This window comes from Bradyrhizobium sp. BEA-2-5 (assembly GCF_032918025.1).
In the GTDB taxonomy this organism is placed as follows: domain Bacteria; phylum Pseudomonadota; class Alphaproteobacteria; order Rhizobiales; family Xanthobacteraceae; genus Bradyrhizobium; species Bradyrhizobium pachyrhizi.
Window position 1 is genome coordinate 4,172,661 of the sequence record NZ_CP136629.1, and the last position, 16,026, is coordinate 4,188,686.

The 16,026-nt window shown below is 63.9% G+C and carries 15 protein-coding genes and 1 tRNA gene; 11 read left to right on the plus strand and 5 right to left on the minus strand.

Annotated elements, in window-relative coordinates:
- Positions 1-24 precede the first annotated feature (24 nt).
- The 4 genes from RX327_RS19420 to RX327_RS19435 all read left to right on the plus strand — a co-directional run bounded on the left by RX327_RS19420 (position 25) and on the right by RX327_RS19435 (position 2,458).
- Positions 25-786 (plus strand): SIR2 family NAD-dependent protein deacylase, encoded by a 762-nt coding sequence (locus tag RX327_RS19420; RefSeq protein WP_050384309.1) that lies wholly within the window; start codon positions 25-27, stop codon positions 784-786.
- Positions 787-995: 209 nt separating this feature from the next.
- Positions 996-1,661 (plus strand): cold-shock protein, encoded by a 666-nt coding sequence (locus RX327_RS19425; RefSeq protein WP_317251179.1) that lies wholly within the window; start codon positions 996-998, stop codon positions 1,659-1,661.
- 121 nt (positions 1,662-1,782) lie between these two features.
- Positions 1,783-2,262, plus strand: a complete 480-nt coding sequence (locus tag RX327_RS19430) for a DUF192 domain-containing protein (protein WP_410712171.1) — start codon at positions 1,783-1,785, stop codon at positions 2,260-2,262.
- A 119-nt stretch (positions 2,263-2,381) separates the two neighbouring features.
- Positions 2,382-2,458: transfer RNA gene (locus RX327_RS19435), tRNA-Pro, on the plus strand.
- Between the two features lie 170 nt (positions 2,459-2,628).
- Here RX327_RS19435 and RX327_RS19440 read toward each other — a convergent pair.
- Entirely contained in the window at positions 2,629-2,811 is a 183-nt protein-coding gene (locus RX327_RS19440; RefSeq protein WP_028332156.1) for a hypothetical protein, read from the minus strand.
- Positions 2,812-3,236: 425 nt separating this feature from the next.
- Between RX327_RS19440 and RX327_RS19445 the strand changes: the two genes are divergently transcribed.
- Positions 3,237-4,013 carry a cyclase family protein gene (locus RX327_RS19445; protein ID WP_317251180.1) on the plus strand — a complete coding sequence of 259 codons (777 nt, stop codon included), beginning with the start codon at positions 3,237-3,239 and terminating at the stop codon, positions 4,011-4,013.
- A gap of 321 nt (positions 4,014-4,334) precedes the next feature.
- On the opposite strand, the gene RX327_RS19450 is transcribed toward RX327_RS19445, so the two are convergent.
- Positions 4,335-4,622: a hypothetical protein gene (locus RX327_RS19450; RefSeq protein ID WP_080666942.1), complete on the minus strand. Its 288-nt coding sequence runs from the start codon at positions 4,620-4,622 to the stop codon at positions 4,335-4,337.
- Between the two features lie 367 nt (positions 4,623-4,989).
- Here RX327_RS19450 and RX327_RS19455 point away from each other — a divergent pair, with 367 nt between their 5' ends.
- Complete coding sequence (locus RX327_RS19455; RefSeq protein ID WP_317251181.1) at positions 4,990-6,807, plus strand: carbamoyltransferase; 1,818 nt, start codon at positions 4,990-4,992, stop codon at positions 6,805-6,807.
- An 83-nt stretch (positions 6,808-6,890) separates the two neighbouring features.
- Here the strand turns inward: RX327_RS19455 and RX327_RS19460 are convergent, their stop codons facing one another.
- Positions 6,891-8,054, minus strand: coding sequence for an OpgC domain-containing protein (locus RX327_RS19460; RefSeq protein WP_317251182.1), 1,164 nt, complete (start codon positions 8,052-8,054; stop codon positions 6,891-6,893).
- Positions 8,055-8,297: 243 nt separating this feature from the next.
- Here RX327_RS19460 and RX327_RS19465 point away from each other — a divergent pair, with 243 nt between their 5' ends.
- Entirely contained in the window at positions 8,298-8,603 is a 306-nt protein-coding gene (locus RX327_RS19465) for an ETC complex I subunit (protein WP_317251183.1), read from the plus strand.
- Positions 8,604-8,635: 32 nt separating this feature from the next.
- Here RX327_RS19465 and RX327_RS19470 read toward each other — a convergent pair whose 3' ends face one another.
- Together RX327_RS19470 and RX327_RS19475 are read right to left on the minus strand one after the other, a co-directional pair.
- Positions 8,636-9,130 (minus strand): Lrp/AsnC family transcriptional regulator, encoded by a 495-nt coding sequence (locus RX327_RS19470; RefSeq protein ID WP_050384390.1) that lies wholly within the window; start codon positions 9,128-9,130, stop codon positions 8,636-8,638.
- Between the two features lie 2 nt (positions 9,131-9,132).
- Positions 9,133-9,786 carry a TetR/AcrR family transcriptional regulator gene (locus tag RX327_RS19475; RefSeq protein WP_050384314.1) on the minus strand — a complete coding sequence of 218 codons (654 nt, stop codon included), beginning with the start codon at positions 9,784-9,786 and terminating at the stop codon, positions 9,133-9,135.
- A 192-nt stretch (positions 9,787-9,978) separates the two neighbouring features.
- On the opposite strand from RX327_RS19475, the gene RX327_RS19480 reads away from it, so the two are divergent.
- From RX327_RS19480 to RX327_RS19495, 4 genes are all read left to right on the plus strand, one after another.
- Positions 9,979-11,151: an isovaleryl-CoA dehydrogenase gene (locus RX327_RS19480; protein ID WP_317251184.1), complete on the plus strand. Its 1,173-nt coding sequence runs from the start codon at positions 9,979-9,981 to the stop codon at positions 11,149-11,151.
- Positions 11,152-11,292: 141 nt separating this feature from the next.
- Complete coding sequence (locus RX327_RS19485) at positions 11,293-12,897, plus strand: carboxyl transferase domain-containing protein (protein ID WP_317251185.1); 1,605 nt, start codon at positions 11,293-11,295, stop codon at positions 12,895-12,897.
- Positions 12,898-12,901: 4 nt separating this feature from the next.
- Positions 12,902-14,911, plus strand: a complete 2,010-nt coding sequence (locus RX327_RS19490; RefSeq protein ID WP_317251186.1) for an acetyl/propionyl/methylcrotonyl-CoA carboxylase subunit alpha — start codon at positions 12,902-12,904, stop codon at positions 14,909-14,911.
- Entirely contained in the window at positions 14,908-15,822 is a 915-nt protein-coding gene (locus RX327_RS19495; RefSeq protein WP_317251187.1) for a hydroxymethylglutaryl-CoA lyase, read from the plus strand. Before RX327_RS19490 ends, RX327_RS19495 begins: the two co-directional genes overlap by 4 nt.
- The last annotated feature ends 204 nt before the right edge of the window (positions 15,823-16,026 follow it).

Consider the following 16,026-nt stretch of genomic DNA (forward strand, 5'->3'; position numbering starts at 1 on the left):
CTGCGGCCAACCGGATTGTTTTCAGTGATCGCAAAAGACTTGCGCAGCGGCGTCGAGCAGCTCGGCAACATGATTGCGGAGGCGTCGTCCATCGTGCCCTTCACCGGGGCGGGCATCTCCACCGAGTGCGGCATTCCCGATTTCCGCTCGCCCGGCGGGCTGTGGACCCGCAACCGACCGATTCCCTTCGACGAGTTCATCGCCAGCCAGGATGCGCGCGACGAGTCATGGCGGCGCCGCTTTGCGATGGAACAGACGTTTGCGGCGGCCAAACCCGGTCGCGGGCATCGCGCACTTGCGTCGCTTTACCGGGCCGGCAAGGTTCCCGGCATCATCACGCAAAACATCGACAACCTGCATCAGGCGTCGGGCTTCAAGGCCGACGACGTGATCGAGCTGCACGGCAACACGACCTATGGCCGCTGCATCGGCTGCGGCAAGGACTACGAGCTGTCGTGGGTGAAGCAGCAGTTGGACAAGACGGGCAGCGCCCCCGATTGCGCGGACTGCGGCGATCCGGTGAAGACCGCGACGATCTCGTTCGGGCAATCGATGCCTGAGGATGCGATGCGCCGCGCGGCGGAACTCTCCCGGCACTGCGACCTGTTTCTGGCGATCGGCTCATCGCTTGTGGTGTGGCCCGCCGCGGGCTTTCCGATGATGGCGAAGGAGAGCGGCGCGCGGCTCGTGATCATCAACAACGAGCCCACCGATCAGGACGACCTCGCCGATCTGGTGATCCGCCACGACATCGGCGACACGCTTGGTCCTTTCGTAGGAAATTGATGCCCAATTGATTCGCGGCTGTGCAAGTCTGTTCATAGTTCCCGCAAGAATCGTTTTTTAGCTATGCCCGGCAAGCGGGAGTGTTATCTTTTGGTTGAGAGATTCGCGCCGCGTCCAAATCAGTCCGAGTGAGTTGGTCATGGAGAGCAGCGTGTACAGGGTGCGCCGCAACGACGGCGATCTGCATTTGATGTGTGGGATCCGGGGTTATGGGGTCGTCGGACGGATTTGAGTCCAAGAAGCTCGGCGGACCGCCGATGGGCGGAGTTGGGCAAAGCAGGATTGGTCAAGGCGAGTATGGAAGCGCGCCACGCGATCCGGCGATGGATGCTTTCTCAGGCCTCGGTGACACAGCGGCCAACCTCGTCGAAGTTTCCGGCGTCATCAAATGGTTCGATGCCTCCAAGGGCTATGGCTTCATCGTTCCCGACAATGGCTGGCCCGACGTGCTCCTGCACGTGACCGTGCTCAGGCGCGACGGCTTCCAGACCGCTTATGAGGGAGCCCGCATCGTCGTCGAGTGCATTCAGCGCACCAAGGGCTACCAGGCCTTCCGCGTGGTCTCGATGGACGAGTCGACCGCGATCCATCCGGCGCAGATGCTGCCTCCGCGCACCCACGTCACGGTCACCCCGACCAGCGGGCTGGAACGGGCCCAGGTCAAATGGTTCAACCGGCTGCGTGGCTTCGGCTTCCTGACCTGCGGCGAGGGCACGCCCGACATTTTCGTGCACATGGAGACACTGCGCCGCTTCGGCATGACTGAACTCAGGCCGGGCCAGTACGTCCTGGTCCGCTTCGGGCCCGGCTCCAAGGGCATGATGGCGGCCGAGATCCATCCCGAGACCGGTCCGTCGGCGCTGTCGTCGCACTGATCCGGGTCTGATACTCCCTGACGGAAACGTGAGCCGCCGGCGAGCCGTCTCGGCTCTGGCATTTGCCGCAATCGTCGGGTTAGGGTCCGCCGGAAAATCTTCCCGGTGTGAGTATTTGCCGATGAATTTCGTTCGCATTGTTGGGTGCCATCGTTCGTGGTTGATGGCCTGCCTCGTGATCATGTTTGGTGCACTGCTGGCGCCGGCCGCGCAGGCCGCCAGCTTCCAGCCGCTCGAGATCGTCACCAAGAACGGCGTGCAGGTGTTCTCCGTGGAAATGGCAACGACCGCGGAAGAGAAGGAGACCGGCCTGATGTATCGCAAGGAATTGGCGGACGGCAAAGGCATGCTGTTCGACTTCAATCCCGAGCAGGAAATCTCGATGTGGATGAAGAACACTTATGTCTCGCTCGACATGATCTTCATCCGCGCCGACGGCCGCATCCTGCGCATCGCCGAGAATACCGAGCCGCTGTCGACGAAGATCATCTCGTCGCGCGGGCTCGCCAAGGGCGTGCTCGAGGTGATTGCCGGGACCGCGCAGAAATACGGTATTCAGCCCGGCGACCGGGTTGCCCATCCATTGTTCGGCGGCCGTTAGCGTCCGGTTTTGACGCGATTTCCGGACGGAAAGAGGTGCCCGGATTCGCCGCACGAAGCCCCCATCCGTGCCTTGCTGGGGCTGGCTGAAGCGTGTATCGACGGGGCTCGCCGGACATTCGGGGTATAGCGCAGCCTGGTAGCGCGGCAGTTTTGGGTACTGCAGGTCGTTGGTTCGAATCCAGCTGCCCCGACCATCCAAATCAAAGACTTAACAGAGACGCTCCGCCGGCAGATGAAGCTGACGCGATGTTTATCGGCGCGTGCTCGGCATTCGTGTCTGACCTGGACCACACATCGCGGTCAGTTGGCTCCCTGAAATAGCAAGCGCCGGACCCAAGCCCCCGCGCTCCACTGCCTGACCGGATCAACGAGCCGGCGGGTTGTAGCGGTCCAGGATCACGGTTCTCGAGCCGCTCTCCGGCGGTCGCGAGATGGGGTCGTCGAATTTGTGATAGCGGTCGAACTGCTGCTGCTCATCGCGCAGATGTGGCGCATCGGCGGACGAGTAGGCTCTATTTGCACCGTTCCAGTGATCAAATCCCGACACGACGCAACCCCGTCTTGGTTCAGATGCTGGTTGGTTAGCATCGTTGTGGGGGTATCTCTGTATCGGCGTGGCAACACCACCAGCAATCCGCGCGACATGAGCACACGTATTGTTTCTGCGGCTCTCTGTGCGTGAACAGCTCTGGCACGGGCAACCAGGCTTCGGCCGAGATTGTCTCGCCTAATGCAACAACGCCGCCTGGACGGAATATGCTCGTCCAGACGGCGCCGTCGAAATACTGGGCCCTGAAATCCCCAGTGCCAATGGGTCGTGCGGGCGGGGGATAGGTTCAACGTTGCGCCGCCTTGCCGCAGTCCAGGGCACAACATCGTGAGCTGCGATCTCGAGCGGATGTGGCTTGCCGATAACGCGCGCGCGCTGGCAGGGTAGTTCGGCCCGACAAGACCAATCCGCGAGAAAGCACCATGGCGCGCAGACTGATCGATATCTCCGTTCCCTTGCAAAACGACGTTCCAGCCGATCCGCCGGGCAATCACCCGACGATCCAGTATATCGATCACCAGCAGGGGCTGCCGCGCATGCTGCAGTTCTTCGACGGCCTCAAGGCGCAGGATCTGCCTGATGGTCAGGGCTGGGCCGTCGAGCAGGTCTCGCTGTCGACCCACAACGGGACGCATCTCGATGCGCCCTGGCACTTCCATCCGACCATGAACCGCGGCGAGCGGTCATGGACGATCGACGAGGTACCGCTCGAATGGTGCTTGCAGCCCGGCGTGAAGCTCGACTTCCGGCATCTGCCCGACGGCTACGTGGCAAGTGCGGCCGACGTCGAGGCGGAGCTGAAGCGCATCGGGCATGCGCTGTCGCCGCTGGAGATCGTCGTCGTCAACACCAGCGCCGGCGCAAAGTTCGGAAAGGCCGACTACGTCAATTCCGGCTGCGGCATGGGCTATGAAGCCACCATGTACCTGCTCGAACGAGGCGTGCGGCTGACGGGCACCGACGGCTGGAGCTGGGACGCGCCGTTCGTCTACACCGCGCGGAAGTATGCCGAAACGAAAGATGCCAGCCTGATCTGGGAAGGCCACAAGGCGGGACGGCACATCGGCTATTGCCATCTCGAGAAGCTGCACAATCTCGACCAGCTGCCATCGACCGGATTCACGATCTCCTGCTTTCCGGTGAAGATCGAGCGCGCGTCCGCGGGCTGGACGAGGGCGGTGGCGATCCTCGACGGCTAGCCGCGCCTGGGTTCTGTCCGGCCAGCTTCGGGAACCGGTGGACAGGCTGTGCATTACTGCCGGTTGTTGCGGCACAGCTACAGCTTGAGGCAGCCAAATCTGTTCTTATGCACGTAGTAGATGCATTGGGTGATCGGGCCGTCGGCTCGTCCTCGCGTCCCGATTTCGGAAGCGTTCTCTCCCGTGACTAGAGCCCCGGCGTCTCCCGGGGCTCTTTCTTGAGTGCCGCAGCTGAGGCTGGCCGCAAAAGAAAATCAGGTGCGCCGCGATCGACGCACCTGATCATTATCTTCAATATCGCTTGTGTCGGCCGGGCGGTTGTTACCACCGGCAAACGCGAACGCCACGCGGGGTCCACCAGCAACGGGGACCGGCATAACCACCGTAGTAGCCATAGCCGCGGCCATAGCCCCATCCGCGACCGCGGCCCCAGCCGCCACGATAGCCCCAGCCACCACCACGATAGCCCCAGCCACCGCCACGTCCGCGCCAGGCTTGCGCAGGCGCTGTCGTGACGCCGACCAGGATGGCGGAGGTGCTTGCGACATAGACGAACAACAAAGCGACTGCTGCTAGGCAACGAGTCAGGATATTGTAGCGTTTAGTCATTCTGAAGATCTCCAGTCCACTTCCAAACATCTGAACTGATGCTGGCTGTCTCGCTTAGACGCGCAAGACCGGCATTCGGTTCGAGCATGCTAAGACGATATTTTCACTAAGGTTCTTGCGAGCTTTAACAACTCTATTGAGACCAACAGGTAAGGTCAAGTTACAGTCCCGCCTGCAAAGGATGCTGTCGTTGCTGCGCTCATCTTGTCGTTCATCCGCCGTTCATTCTGTTCATCTTGCGTTGCGCCGATTTGATTTGTGCATCGCAGAAGCAGAGATTTGAGAACCTCGGAAATTGCCGGCGAGAACTTGAAGTCGACACGATCCTGTTCTCTCAGCGTTGCAGTATCCTTCCCAAAGAGTGCCCATGCCGAAACAACACACTTACGTCCTTGGTCTCAACGTCTACGACCATGACGTCAGCGCCTGCCTGCTGCGTGACGGCGCGATCGCCTACGCGATCTCCAAGGAGCGCATCACCCGCGAGAAGCACGCCTCCGGCTTCTACAAGGAAGTCGTCGACTACTGCCTGTCAGCCGAGGGCATCACCCTCGACGATGTCGATCTCGTGGTGCGCAACAGCTACATCCTGCCGGTGCCCGAGATGGAGGAGCGGATGCTCCACCAGGATATGCCGGGCTTCCTGCCGATCGCCGAACGCAACGAGGCAATCAAGCACCCGCTGTTTCGTTCCAAATCCGACAAGGTGGTGTCGATCTCGCACCACCTCGCGCATGCCTACAGCGCGTTCGCGGTGTCGCCATTCAAGGACGGCGTCGTGATGATCGTCGATGGCGTCGGCAACTATCAGGTCGACGCGATGGAGTCCTATCCGCAGGACGGGGCATCGCCGCTGGCCCGCGAGTCCGAGAGTTACTACAGGTTCGACGACACCAGGCTCGAATGCCTGAAGAAGGTCTTCATGGAGCCGGCGCGCGGGCTCTTGTCGGACGAGTTCTACAACATGCCGGGGCTGGGGGCGCTGTACAGCCGGGTCTCGACCTATGTATTCGGCGACTGGAACAAGTGCGGCGAGCTGATGGGGCTGGCGCCCTATGGCCGCCATGAGCAGGTCGGCCATCTGCTCGAGATGAAGGACGGCAAGCTGCACGTGCCGTTCTGGGGCGCCGAGAACCAGCAGCCCTTCGTGCTCGACAGCGGCAGCTGGGACAAAAGCCCGACGATGCGGCACTGGGAGGACATCGCCTGGCGGGTGCAGGACGACACCGAGAACGTGCTGCTGGCGCGGGCGCGCTGGCTGCGCGAGACCACGGGTGCGAAAAATCTCTGCATCGCCGGCGGCGTCGCGCTGAACTGCGTGGCCAACGGGCGCATCGCGCGCGAGTTGGGTTTCGAAAACATCTGGATCCAGCCCGCCGCCGGCGACGACGGGATCGCCATCGGTTGCGCCTATTACGGCTGGCTCGAGGTGCTCAAGCAGCGCCGCTCGTTCGTGATGGACCACGCCTATGTCGGGCGGCGCTACAGCGAGGCCGAGGTGGCCGCTGCGCTGCAAAGCTTCCTGGTGCGCATCCAGATCGACGCCAAGCGCAGCGACAATATCTGCCGCGACACCGCAAAGCTGCTCGCCGACCAGCGCGTGATCGGCTGGTTTCAGGACCGTTCCGAGTTCGGTCCGCGCGCGCTCGGCAACCGCAGCCTGATCGCCGATCCGCGCAAGGCCGAGATGAAGGACATCCTCAACAGCCGGGTCAAGCACCGCCAGGCCTTCCGGCCGTTCGCGCCGATCGTGCTGGCCGAGCGCATGAAGGAGATCTTCGAAGGCGAGGAGGACTCGCCCTACATGCTGATCGCAAAGCCGGTGCGGCCGGAATGGCGCGACAGGATCCCGGCGATCGTGCATGTCGACGGTTCGGCGCGGGTGCAGAGCGTGCGGGAACAGACCAACCCGATGCTCTATCGCCTGCTGAAGGAGTTCGAGGCGCTGACCGGCGTGCCGGTCCTGATCAACACCTCGTTCAACGTCAAGGGCGAGCCGATCATCGAGACGCCGCAGGACGCGGTGAGCTGCTTCCTCACCACCGGGATCGACAACCTCGTGATGCATGACACGCTGGTGTCGAAGACCGCCATGCACAAGGTGGTCACGCCCGTGATGACGACGTTCGGCGACGTCGCCACCATCGTCTCCTCGACCACGCAGGACACCAGTCGCGGCGGCTAGAGCATGGCCCGAAAAAGTGCGAAGCGGTTCTTCCCGCGACAGACGCGAAGCGTTCGCGCGGCCTTGCTCAAAAAATAAAGGACTTACGCCGCCTTCGCCGGCGCCGTGGGTTTTGCCGCCGGCGGCTTCAACGGCTTGTCCTGCTTCTTCGACCACGAGATGTAATAGGCCACCGTCGTCATGATCGCGATGCCGGCGACGCTGACGAAGATCTGCGCGAGCAGCGAACCCGAGCTCATCGACAGCTCGAAATGGCCGACAAAGGACAGGAACACGCCGACGCAGAACACGGCGAGCGATTGCTGGCCGCAGACGATCAAGGGATCGAACACCTTCCACTCCAGCCCCGGCCACTCCTTCGGCACGAAGCGGATCACCAGGATCACGATCACCACGAAATGGAGGAAGCGATACGGCGCAAGGTTGGTCTTGTCATTCGGGTTGAAGGCCGAGAACAGCCATTCCGGGAACATGCCGCCGAAGTCCGGGAAGCGCCCGGCCATCGTCATGATCAGCGCGAAGATCATATAGGCGATGCAGAACCACAACGTGTAGCGCGAGTTGATGATGCGCATGTTGTTGCGGGCCCCGCCCATCGCGCACCAGGCGCCGAACACGAACAGCACCTGCCAGGCGAACGGATTGAAGTACCAGCTGCCGGCCGGGTAGGCCGGCAGGTTCCAGCCCTGGTGGCGCGACACCAGCCACAGCACGAGCGAGGCCGCCATGGTCCAGTTCGGCCGCCGCAGCATGAACCAGAGCACCGGCGGAAACAGGCCCATCAGCACGATGTACAGGGGCAGCACGTCGAGATTGAGCGGCTTGAAGCGCAGGAACAGGCCCTGGCGCAACGTCTCGGTGGCGTTGTCGACGAGGCCGGCGACGTTGAACTCGTTGATCATCTCGGAATCGCCGAAGCGCAACGCCAGATAGCTGATCGAGGCGATGTAGATCACGAACAGGATGATGTGGGCGACATACAGCTGCCAGACCCGCTTGGTCAGCCGCGTGGCGCCGACGATGAAGCCGCGCTCCAGCATCATCCGCGCATAGACGAAGGAAGCGGTATAGCCGGAGATGAAGACGAACAGGTCGGCCGCGTCGGAAAAGCCGTAGTTGCGGGTCGTGATCCAGTTCACGACGTTGTCGGGGATATGGTCGAGAAAGATCGCCCAGTTCGCGACGCCGCGAAACAGGTCGAGCCGGAGATCACGTCCTTTTTCGGGCAGGGTAGCGTGGATTTCCATGGCGCGCCGTTTCCTCGAGGTGATGCTTGTCGAGAAGATCGCGCCGCGGGCCCGGGGGACTCCTAAGGGAAGCCTCCCGAGGCCAGATTGTCACAGCGCGGTAGAATGACTATACCGGTCCGGCGAAGGCTGCCTCCGAGATCGAGGAATCACCGATCAGATCGTTGATAGGTGTCTCTATACTATCCCGGCGGTCTCCTTCAAATCGCTTCCATGTCGCACATCCCACGGGGCGGACCAGCCATGACCGCACGCATTTTCAAGCCTGCCAAGAACGCGATGCAATCCGGCCGGTCCAAGACGAAGGAATGGCAGCTCGATTACGAGCCGGAGCAGCCGCGCTCGGTCGAGCCGCTGATGGGCTGGACTTCGTCCGGCGACATGAAGCAGCAGATCACGCTGCGCTTCCACAGCAAGGAAGAGGCGGTCGCCTATTGCGAGCGCAAGGGCATCGCCTACCAGGTCATCGAGCCCCAGGATTCGGCGCATCGCCAGATCGCCTATGCCGACAATTTCGCGTTCCGCCGCTGGGAGCCTTGGACCCACTAGGTTAGACGCACTGGTCTGGACTAGCGCCCGGATCAGCTCGCCGCAGGCGCAGCGAGGGCGCCCGGGATCGGCAGCGGCGCGTCCTTGGAGACGCCGAGCACCGGAAAGCTTCTGATCTTACGCACATTGGGCAGGCCGGCGAATTGCAGCAGCTGCTGGCGCATGTCGTCGACGCTGGGTGCGACGCATCTCAGCATGAAGTCGGCATCGCCAGAGATCCGCCAGCATTGCAGGAAGCGCGGCACGGCCGCCACATCAGCCTCGAACGCCTCGATCGCGCTCAGGGTCTGGCTGTCGAGCTGGATCAGCACGAAGGTCGTCACCTCGTAGCCGAGCAGCCGTTCGTCCAGCGTGGCGCGGATCGCCTGGATCACGCCGCGGCTGCGCAGGGCGCGAACCCGGCGCAGGCAGGGCGGGGCGGTGATGCCGACCCGTTCGGCAAGCTCGTTGATCCTGATCCGGCCGTCCTGTTGCAACTCGGACAGGATCCGCAGATCGATGTCATCGAGCTGTGGGCGCTCGGTCACGGTCACGAGCCCGCCACGGCGGCGCGCCGGCTGTCGCTGCCGTAGCTCGCCTGGCCGATCGCGGCCTGCGGCGCGACACCCGACAGCACCAGCTTCTCATGTGCCGCGATGATGGCGTCGCGGGTCAGCCGGCCGCCGGGGCGGTACCAGGTGCACAGCCCGGTGAGCAGCGCCAGGATCGCGAAGGTCGCGACCTGGATGTCGACCACCTCGAACACGCCGTCCGACACTCCATCGGTGAGGATCTGCGCCAGCCGCTGCTCGTAGGCGCCGCGCAGCGCCACCACCGCGTCGTAGTTCTTCGCATCGAGGCTGCGCAGCTCGGAATTGGCGATGAAGACCTCGCGCTTGCGGGTCATGTGATAGGTGACGTGGAAGGCCACGAAGGCGCGCAGCTTCTCGACCGGATCGGCCTTGCCCTCCAGCGCAAGGTCAAGCTCGCGCAGCAAATCGTTGATATGGTCCTGGACCAGATCGAACAGCAGGTCCTGCTTGGTTGAGATATGGTTGTAGAGTGAGCCCGCCTGGATGCCGACCTCGGCGGCAAGCTGGCGCAGGCTCATGGCCTCGTAGCCGTGTTCGAAGATCAGGCGCACGCCGGCCTTGCGGATCGCCTCCAGCGTGGTGGGACCGTGTGAGCCGATCGTGCGTGCCATCGGGGCCTCGGAGGGTGTTGGCTTGCCAGGGAGAACCAGGAAACAAGCGAACGACCGTATGTATATCGCATGAAATCCCAGTGAATTCAATGAACTGCGGATTTCGCGCCCAAACCTTAGCACGATTGCTTGCGAAGCCAAGAAAAAAACGTATGATCGTTTAATTGCAAGATGAATCTCACGGGAGGGATCATGGCCTCGAACCAGGCGGCAATCTTCAATTTCGACCTTGGCGAGACCGCGGATGCGATCCGCGAGACGGTGCATGATTTCTCGACCAACGAGATCGCGCCGCGCGCCGCCGAGATCGACCGCAGCAACCAGTTTCCGCGCGACCTCTGGCCCAGGATCGGCGCGCTCGGCCTGCACGGCATCACCGTCGAGGAGGAGTATGGCGGCTCGGGCCTCGGCTATCTCGAGCACTGCATCGCGGTCGAGGAGATCTCGCGGGCGTCGGCTGCGGTCGGGCTGTCCTACGGCGCCCATTCCAACCTCTGCGTCAACCAGATCCGCCGCAACGGCAACGACGCCCAGCGGGAGCGCTATCTGCCCAAGCTGATCTCCGGCGACTATGTCGGCGCGCTCGCGATGTCCGAGCCGCAGGCTGGCTCGGACGTGGTCTCGATGAAGACCCGCGCCGACAAGAAGGGCGACCGCTTCGTGCTGAACGGCAACAAGATGTGGATCACCAACGGCCCGGTCGCCGATACGCTGGTGGTCTACGCGAAGACCGATCCGAATGCCGGCCCGCGTGGCATCACCGCCTTCATCATCGAAAAGGGCATGAAGGGATTTTCCACCGCGCAGAAGCTCGACAAGCTCGGCATGCGCGGCTCCGACACCTGCGAGCTGGTGTTCGAGGATTGCGAGGTGCCGGAGGAGAACGTGCTCTCCGAGGTCGGCCGCGGCGTCAACGTGCTGATGAGTGGTCTCGACTATGAGCGCGCGGTGCTGGCGGCGGGGCCGATCGGCATCATGCAGGCCTGCATGGACGTGGTGCTGCCCTACGTGCACGAGCGTAAGCAGTTCGGCGAGCCGATCGGCTCGTTCCAGCTGGTGCAGGGCAAGGTCGCCGACATGTACACCACGATGAACGCCTCGCGCGCCTATGTTTATGCCGTGGCGAAGGCCTGCGACCGCGGCGAGACCACGCGCGAGGACGCCGCCGGCGCCATCCTCTATGCCGCGGAGAAGGCCACCCAGTGCGCGCTGGATGCGATCCAGCTCTTGGGCGGCAACGGCTACATCAACGATTATCCGACCGGCCGCTTGCTGCGCGACGCAAAGCTCTACGAGATCGGCGCCGGCACCAGCGAGATCCGCCGCATGCTGATCGGCCGCGAGCTGTTCGCCAAGACAGCCTGATATCTTCTCCCTCGCCCCGCGTTTGCGGGGAGAGGGGCGGGGTGCGGGGCTGTCACCGCATCAATGGTGGCAGTTGTGTTCATCCCGGCACGATGATTGACCTTGAACCCCACCGATACTCCAACGAAACGTGCAACACCGATGCCGCTTCATTCGACGATCGATCCCACATCTTCTGAATTCGCCCGCAACGCCGAGGTGATGCGCGGCCTGGTCGCGGAGCTCCGCGGAAAGCTCAGCCAGGTCGCCGGCGGCGGCGGCGAGATCTCGCGCAACCGCCACACAGCGCGCGGCAAGATGCTGGCGCGACAGCGCGTCGATCTGCTGGTCGATCCCGGCACCTCGTTCCTGGAGCTGTCGCCGCTCGCGGCCTATGGCCTCTATGGCGGTGACGTGCATTCGGCGAGCGTCGTCACGGGAGTGGGGCGCATCTCGGGCCGCGAATGTGTGATCGTCGCCAACGATGCCACCATCAAGGGCGGCACCTATTACCCGATGACCGTGAAGAAGCATCTGCGTGCGCAGGACATCGCGCGGCAGAACAATCTTCCCTGTGTCTACCTGGTCGATTCCGGCGGTGCCTTCTTGCCGTTGCAGGACGAGATCTTCCCGGACGAGCGGCATTTCGGCCGCATCTTCTACAACCAGGCGCAGATGTCCTCACAAGGAATCCCGCAGATTGCGATCGTGATGGGGTCCTGCACCGCCGGCGGCGCCTATGTGCCGGCGATGTCGGACGAGAGCATCATCGTGCGCAATCAAGGCACCATCTTCCTCGGTGGGCCGCCGCTGGTGAAGGCCGCGACCGGCGAGGTGGTCAGCGCGGAGGAGCTCGGCGGCGCCGACGTGCACTCGCGCCAGTCCGGCGTGACCGATCACTATGCCCAGAACGATGCCCATGCGATCGGCATCGCGCGGCGCATCGTCGGCACGCTGAAGCAGCCGGTGAAGGCGCAGCTCAACATGCGTCCCCCGCAAGAGCCGCTGTTCGCGGCTGAGGAGATCTACGGCGTGGTGCCCGTCGACGGCCGCAAGCCGTTCGACGTGCGCGACATCATCGCGCGCGTGGTGGATGGCTCGGAATTCGACGAATTCAAGAAACTCTACGGCACGACGCTGGTGTGCGGCTTCGCGCATATCTGGGGCTATCCGGTTGGCATCATCGCCAACAACGGCATCCTGTTCAGCGAGAGCTCGCTGAAGGGCGCGCATTTCATCGAGCTGTGCTGCCAGCGCGGCATTCCCCTGGTGTTCCTGCAGAACATCACCGGCTTCATGGTCGGCAAGAAATACGAGGCCGGCGGCATCGCGCGCGACGGCGCCAAGCTGGTGACGGCGGTCGCGACCGCCTCCGTGCCGAAGTTCACCGTCGTGATCGGCGGCTCCTACGGCGCCGGCAATTACGGCATGTGCGGCCGTGCCTACTCGCCGCGCTTCCTCTGGATGTGGCCGAACGCGCGCATCTCGGTGATGGGCGGCGAACAGGCCTCGATGGTGCTGAGCCAGGTCCGCCGCGACAACATCGAAGCCAAGGGTGACAGCTGGTCGAAGGAAGAGGAAGACAAGTTCCGCGAGCCGATCCGCGCGCAATATGAGAGCCAGGGGCACCCGTATTACGCGACCGCGCGCCTGTGGGACGACGGCGTGATCGACCCGGCCGACACCCGCCTCGTGCTCGGCCTTGGCCTCTCGGCGGCATCGAATGCGCCGATCGAACCGACGAAATTCGGCCTGTTCAGGATGTGATGCGATGGACCGTTCCAAGCTCTACCGGCGTTTTCGCACGCTCCTGATCGCCAACCGGGGCGAGATCGCCTGCCGCGTCATCCGCACCGCCCGCGCCATGGGCCTGCGCACGGTGGCGGTCTATTCCGAGGCCGACCGCGACGCGATGCATGTCGCGCTCGCGGATGAAGCCGTGCTGCTCGGGCCGGCGCGCGCCCGCGACAGCTATCTCAATGTCGAGCGGCTGATCGCCGCCGCCAAGGCGACCGGCGCCGAGGCCGTGCATCCCGGCTACGGCTTCCTGTCCGAGAACGCCGAATTCGCGCAGGCCTGCTTTGACGCGGGGCTCGTTTTCGTCGGGCCTACCGCCGAAATGATGACTGCGATGGGCTCGAAGTCCGGCTCGAAGGCGCTGATGGAGAAGGCCGGCGTGCCGCTGGTGCCTGGCTATCACGGCGAGGCCCAGGACGAGGCGACGCTGTCGAAGGCGGCGGACAGGATCGGTTTCCCCATCCTGGTGAAGGCTTCCGCCGGCGGCGGCGGCCGCGGCATGCGGATCGTACGTTCGGCGGCCGAGCTTGGGCCCGCGATCGTCAGCGCCAAGCGCGAGGCTCTGGCGGCGTTCGGCGATGATCGCATGCTGATCGAAAAATATGTCGACAATCCCAGGCATATCGAGGTGCAGGTGATCGGCGACAGCCATGGCAATCTGCTCTCGCTGTTCGAGCGCGAATGCACGCTGCAGCGCCGGCACCAGAAGGTGATCGAGGAGGCGCCGTCGCCGACACTCAATGCCGCGCAGCGCGAGACGGTCTGCGCCGCCGCGCGAAAGGCGGCCGGAGCGGTGAATTATGTCGGCGCCGGCACGATCGAGTTCGTCTCCGACGGCAAGGACGTGTTCTTCATCGAGATGAACACGCGTCTGCAGGTCGAGCATCCCGTGACCGAGCTGATCACCGGCTTCGACCTCGTGGAGTGGCAGCTCCGCGTCGCCTTCGGCGAGGCGCTGCCGCTGAAGCAGGACGAGATCCGGCTCAACGGCCATGCCGTCGAGGCGCGCGTCTATGCGGAGAATCCCACTAAGAACTTCATGCCGTCGGTCGGCAGGATCTCGACCTGGCGGACGCCGCCGGAAGGCGACGGCCTGCGCATCGATGCCGGCTATCGCAGCGGCGATAACGTCTCGCCGTACTACGACGCCATGCTGGCCAAGATGATCGCCTGGGCGCCGACGCGGGACGTCGCGATCGAGCGGCTCAATCGGGGACTGGAAGAGTCCGACGTCCGCGGCATCGTGACGAACATCCCGTTCCTGTCGGCGCTGATGACGCATCCCAAGGTGCGCGCGAATGCGATCGACACCGGCTTCATCGAGCGCGAGCTGAAGAACCTGACATCGGGTACCGGCACGGCCGGCGAGTTCGAGCTCTGCGCGGCGGTCGCCGCGATCGTCAACGACGAGCAGAAGGCGGCGCAGCGCGAGGCCAACTCGCCGTGGCAGGCGTTCGGCTGGATGCCAGTCGGCCGCCGTCAGCGGGTGTTTTCGTTCCGGCAGGGCCATGAGCCCGCCCAGACCATCACGCTGCACTATGGCAACGGACCGTCGACGCTCTCCGTCGGCGGGCGCGAACTCGTCTTCGCCATCTCGTCAGCCGGCGATGACGGCTTCGACCTGACGCTTGGCGGCCTCAAGTCGCGTATTGCCGCGGTCATCGACGGCCATGAGCTTTACTTGCGCACGCGTAACGGCCGGTTCGACCTGCACTGGGTCGATCCGTTCGGCGGCGAGAGCGAGGAGCAGGCCGGCGAGGACAAGATCGCGGCGCCCCTGCCGGGCACGGTCGTCGCCGTGCTCGCCGAGGAGGGGGCGAAGCTCGAGAAGGGCGCGCCGATCCTCACCCTGGAAGTGATGAAGATGGAGCAGACCCTGCGCGCGCCCTATGCCGGGGTGCTGAAGAAGCTCAAATGCAAGATCGGCGACATCGTCGGCGAGGGCGTCGAGCTTGCCGAAGTCGAACCTGCGGCCGCGTTATGAGCGATCAGATCCAACTCGTCGAGATGGGGCCGCGCGACGGCCTGCAGAACGAGAAGACGCCGGTCAGCGTCGAGGCGCGCATTGCCTTCGTCGAGGCGCTGGTCGCGGCCGGCCTCCATACGGTCGAAGTCGGCGCCTTCGTCTCGCCCAGGGCGATCCCGCAGATGGCTAGCTCCGACGCGGTTCTGCGCGGAGTGAGCCACATCAAGGGCGCCGAATTCCACGTGCTGGTGCCGAACGAGAAGGGCTATGACGCCGCGCGTGCCGCGGGCGCCGAAGTGGTCTCGGTGTTTGCGGCGGCCTCGGAAGGGTTTTCGCGCGCTAACATCAACTGCACGGTCGCGGAGTCCATCGAGCGCTTCAAGCCGGTGCTGGCGCGCGCCAGGGCCGATGGCGTGAAGGTGCGCGGCTATATTTCCTGCGTGCTCGGCTGCCCCTTCGACGGCGAGATCAAGCCGAAGGCGGTCGCCGATCTCGCCAGCACGCTGTTCGAGCTCGGCTGCTACGAGATCTCGCTCGGCGACACCATCGGGGTCGGCACGCCATCCAAGGCGAAGGAGATGCTGCGCGCGGTCGGTTCTGAGTTGCCGATCGGCAACCTCGCGATGCATTTCCACGACACTTACGGCCAGGCGCTCGCCAATCTCTATGCAGGGATGGAAGAGGGCGTGCGCGTCATCGACAGCGCTGCGGGCGGCCTCGGCGGCTGCCCCTATGCGCCGGGCGCGACCGGCAACGTCGCGACCGAGGACGTCGTCTACATGCTCGAGGGCATGGGCGTGAAGACCGGGATCGATATGGACAGACTGCTGGCCGCGACCAACGAGATGGCCGGCTTGCTCGGCCGTCCGCCGGTGAGCCGTGTTGCGTCCGCGCTCAACGCGAAGCGCAGGCGGCTCGGCAACTCGTAAATTGTGGGATGCTTGGAGCGATTTCCGTTGCTCGAGGAGCGAAGGCGGTAGCGATACCCATCGCGGCCCGGGCGGCATTGACGGGTATCGGGATTGCAGCCGCCTCAATCTCCGGCGGTCGCGCTCGGAGTTATGCGCTGCGAAGCGCAGATTCAAGGCTCATCGTCGCGCCCCTGGCTTGCGCAGTCCGGGCTCCCGAAGCTG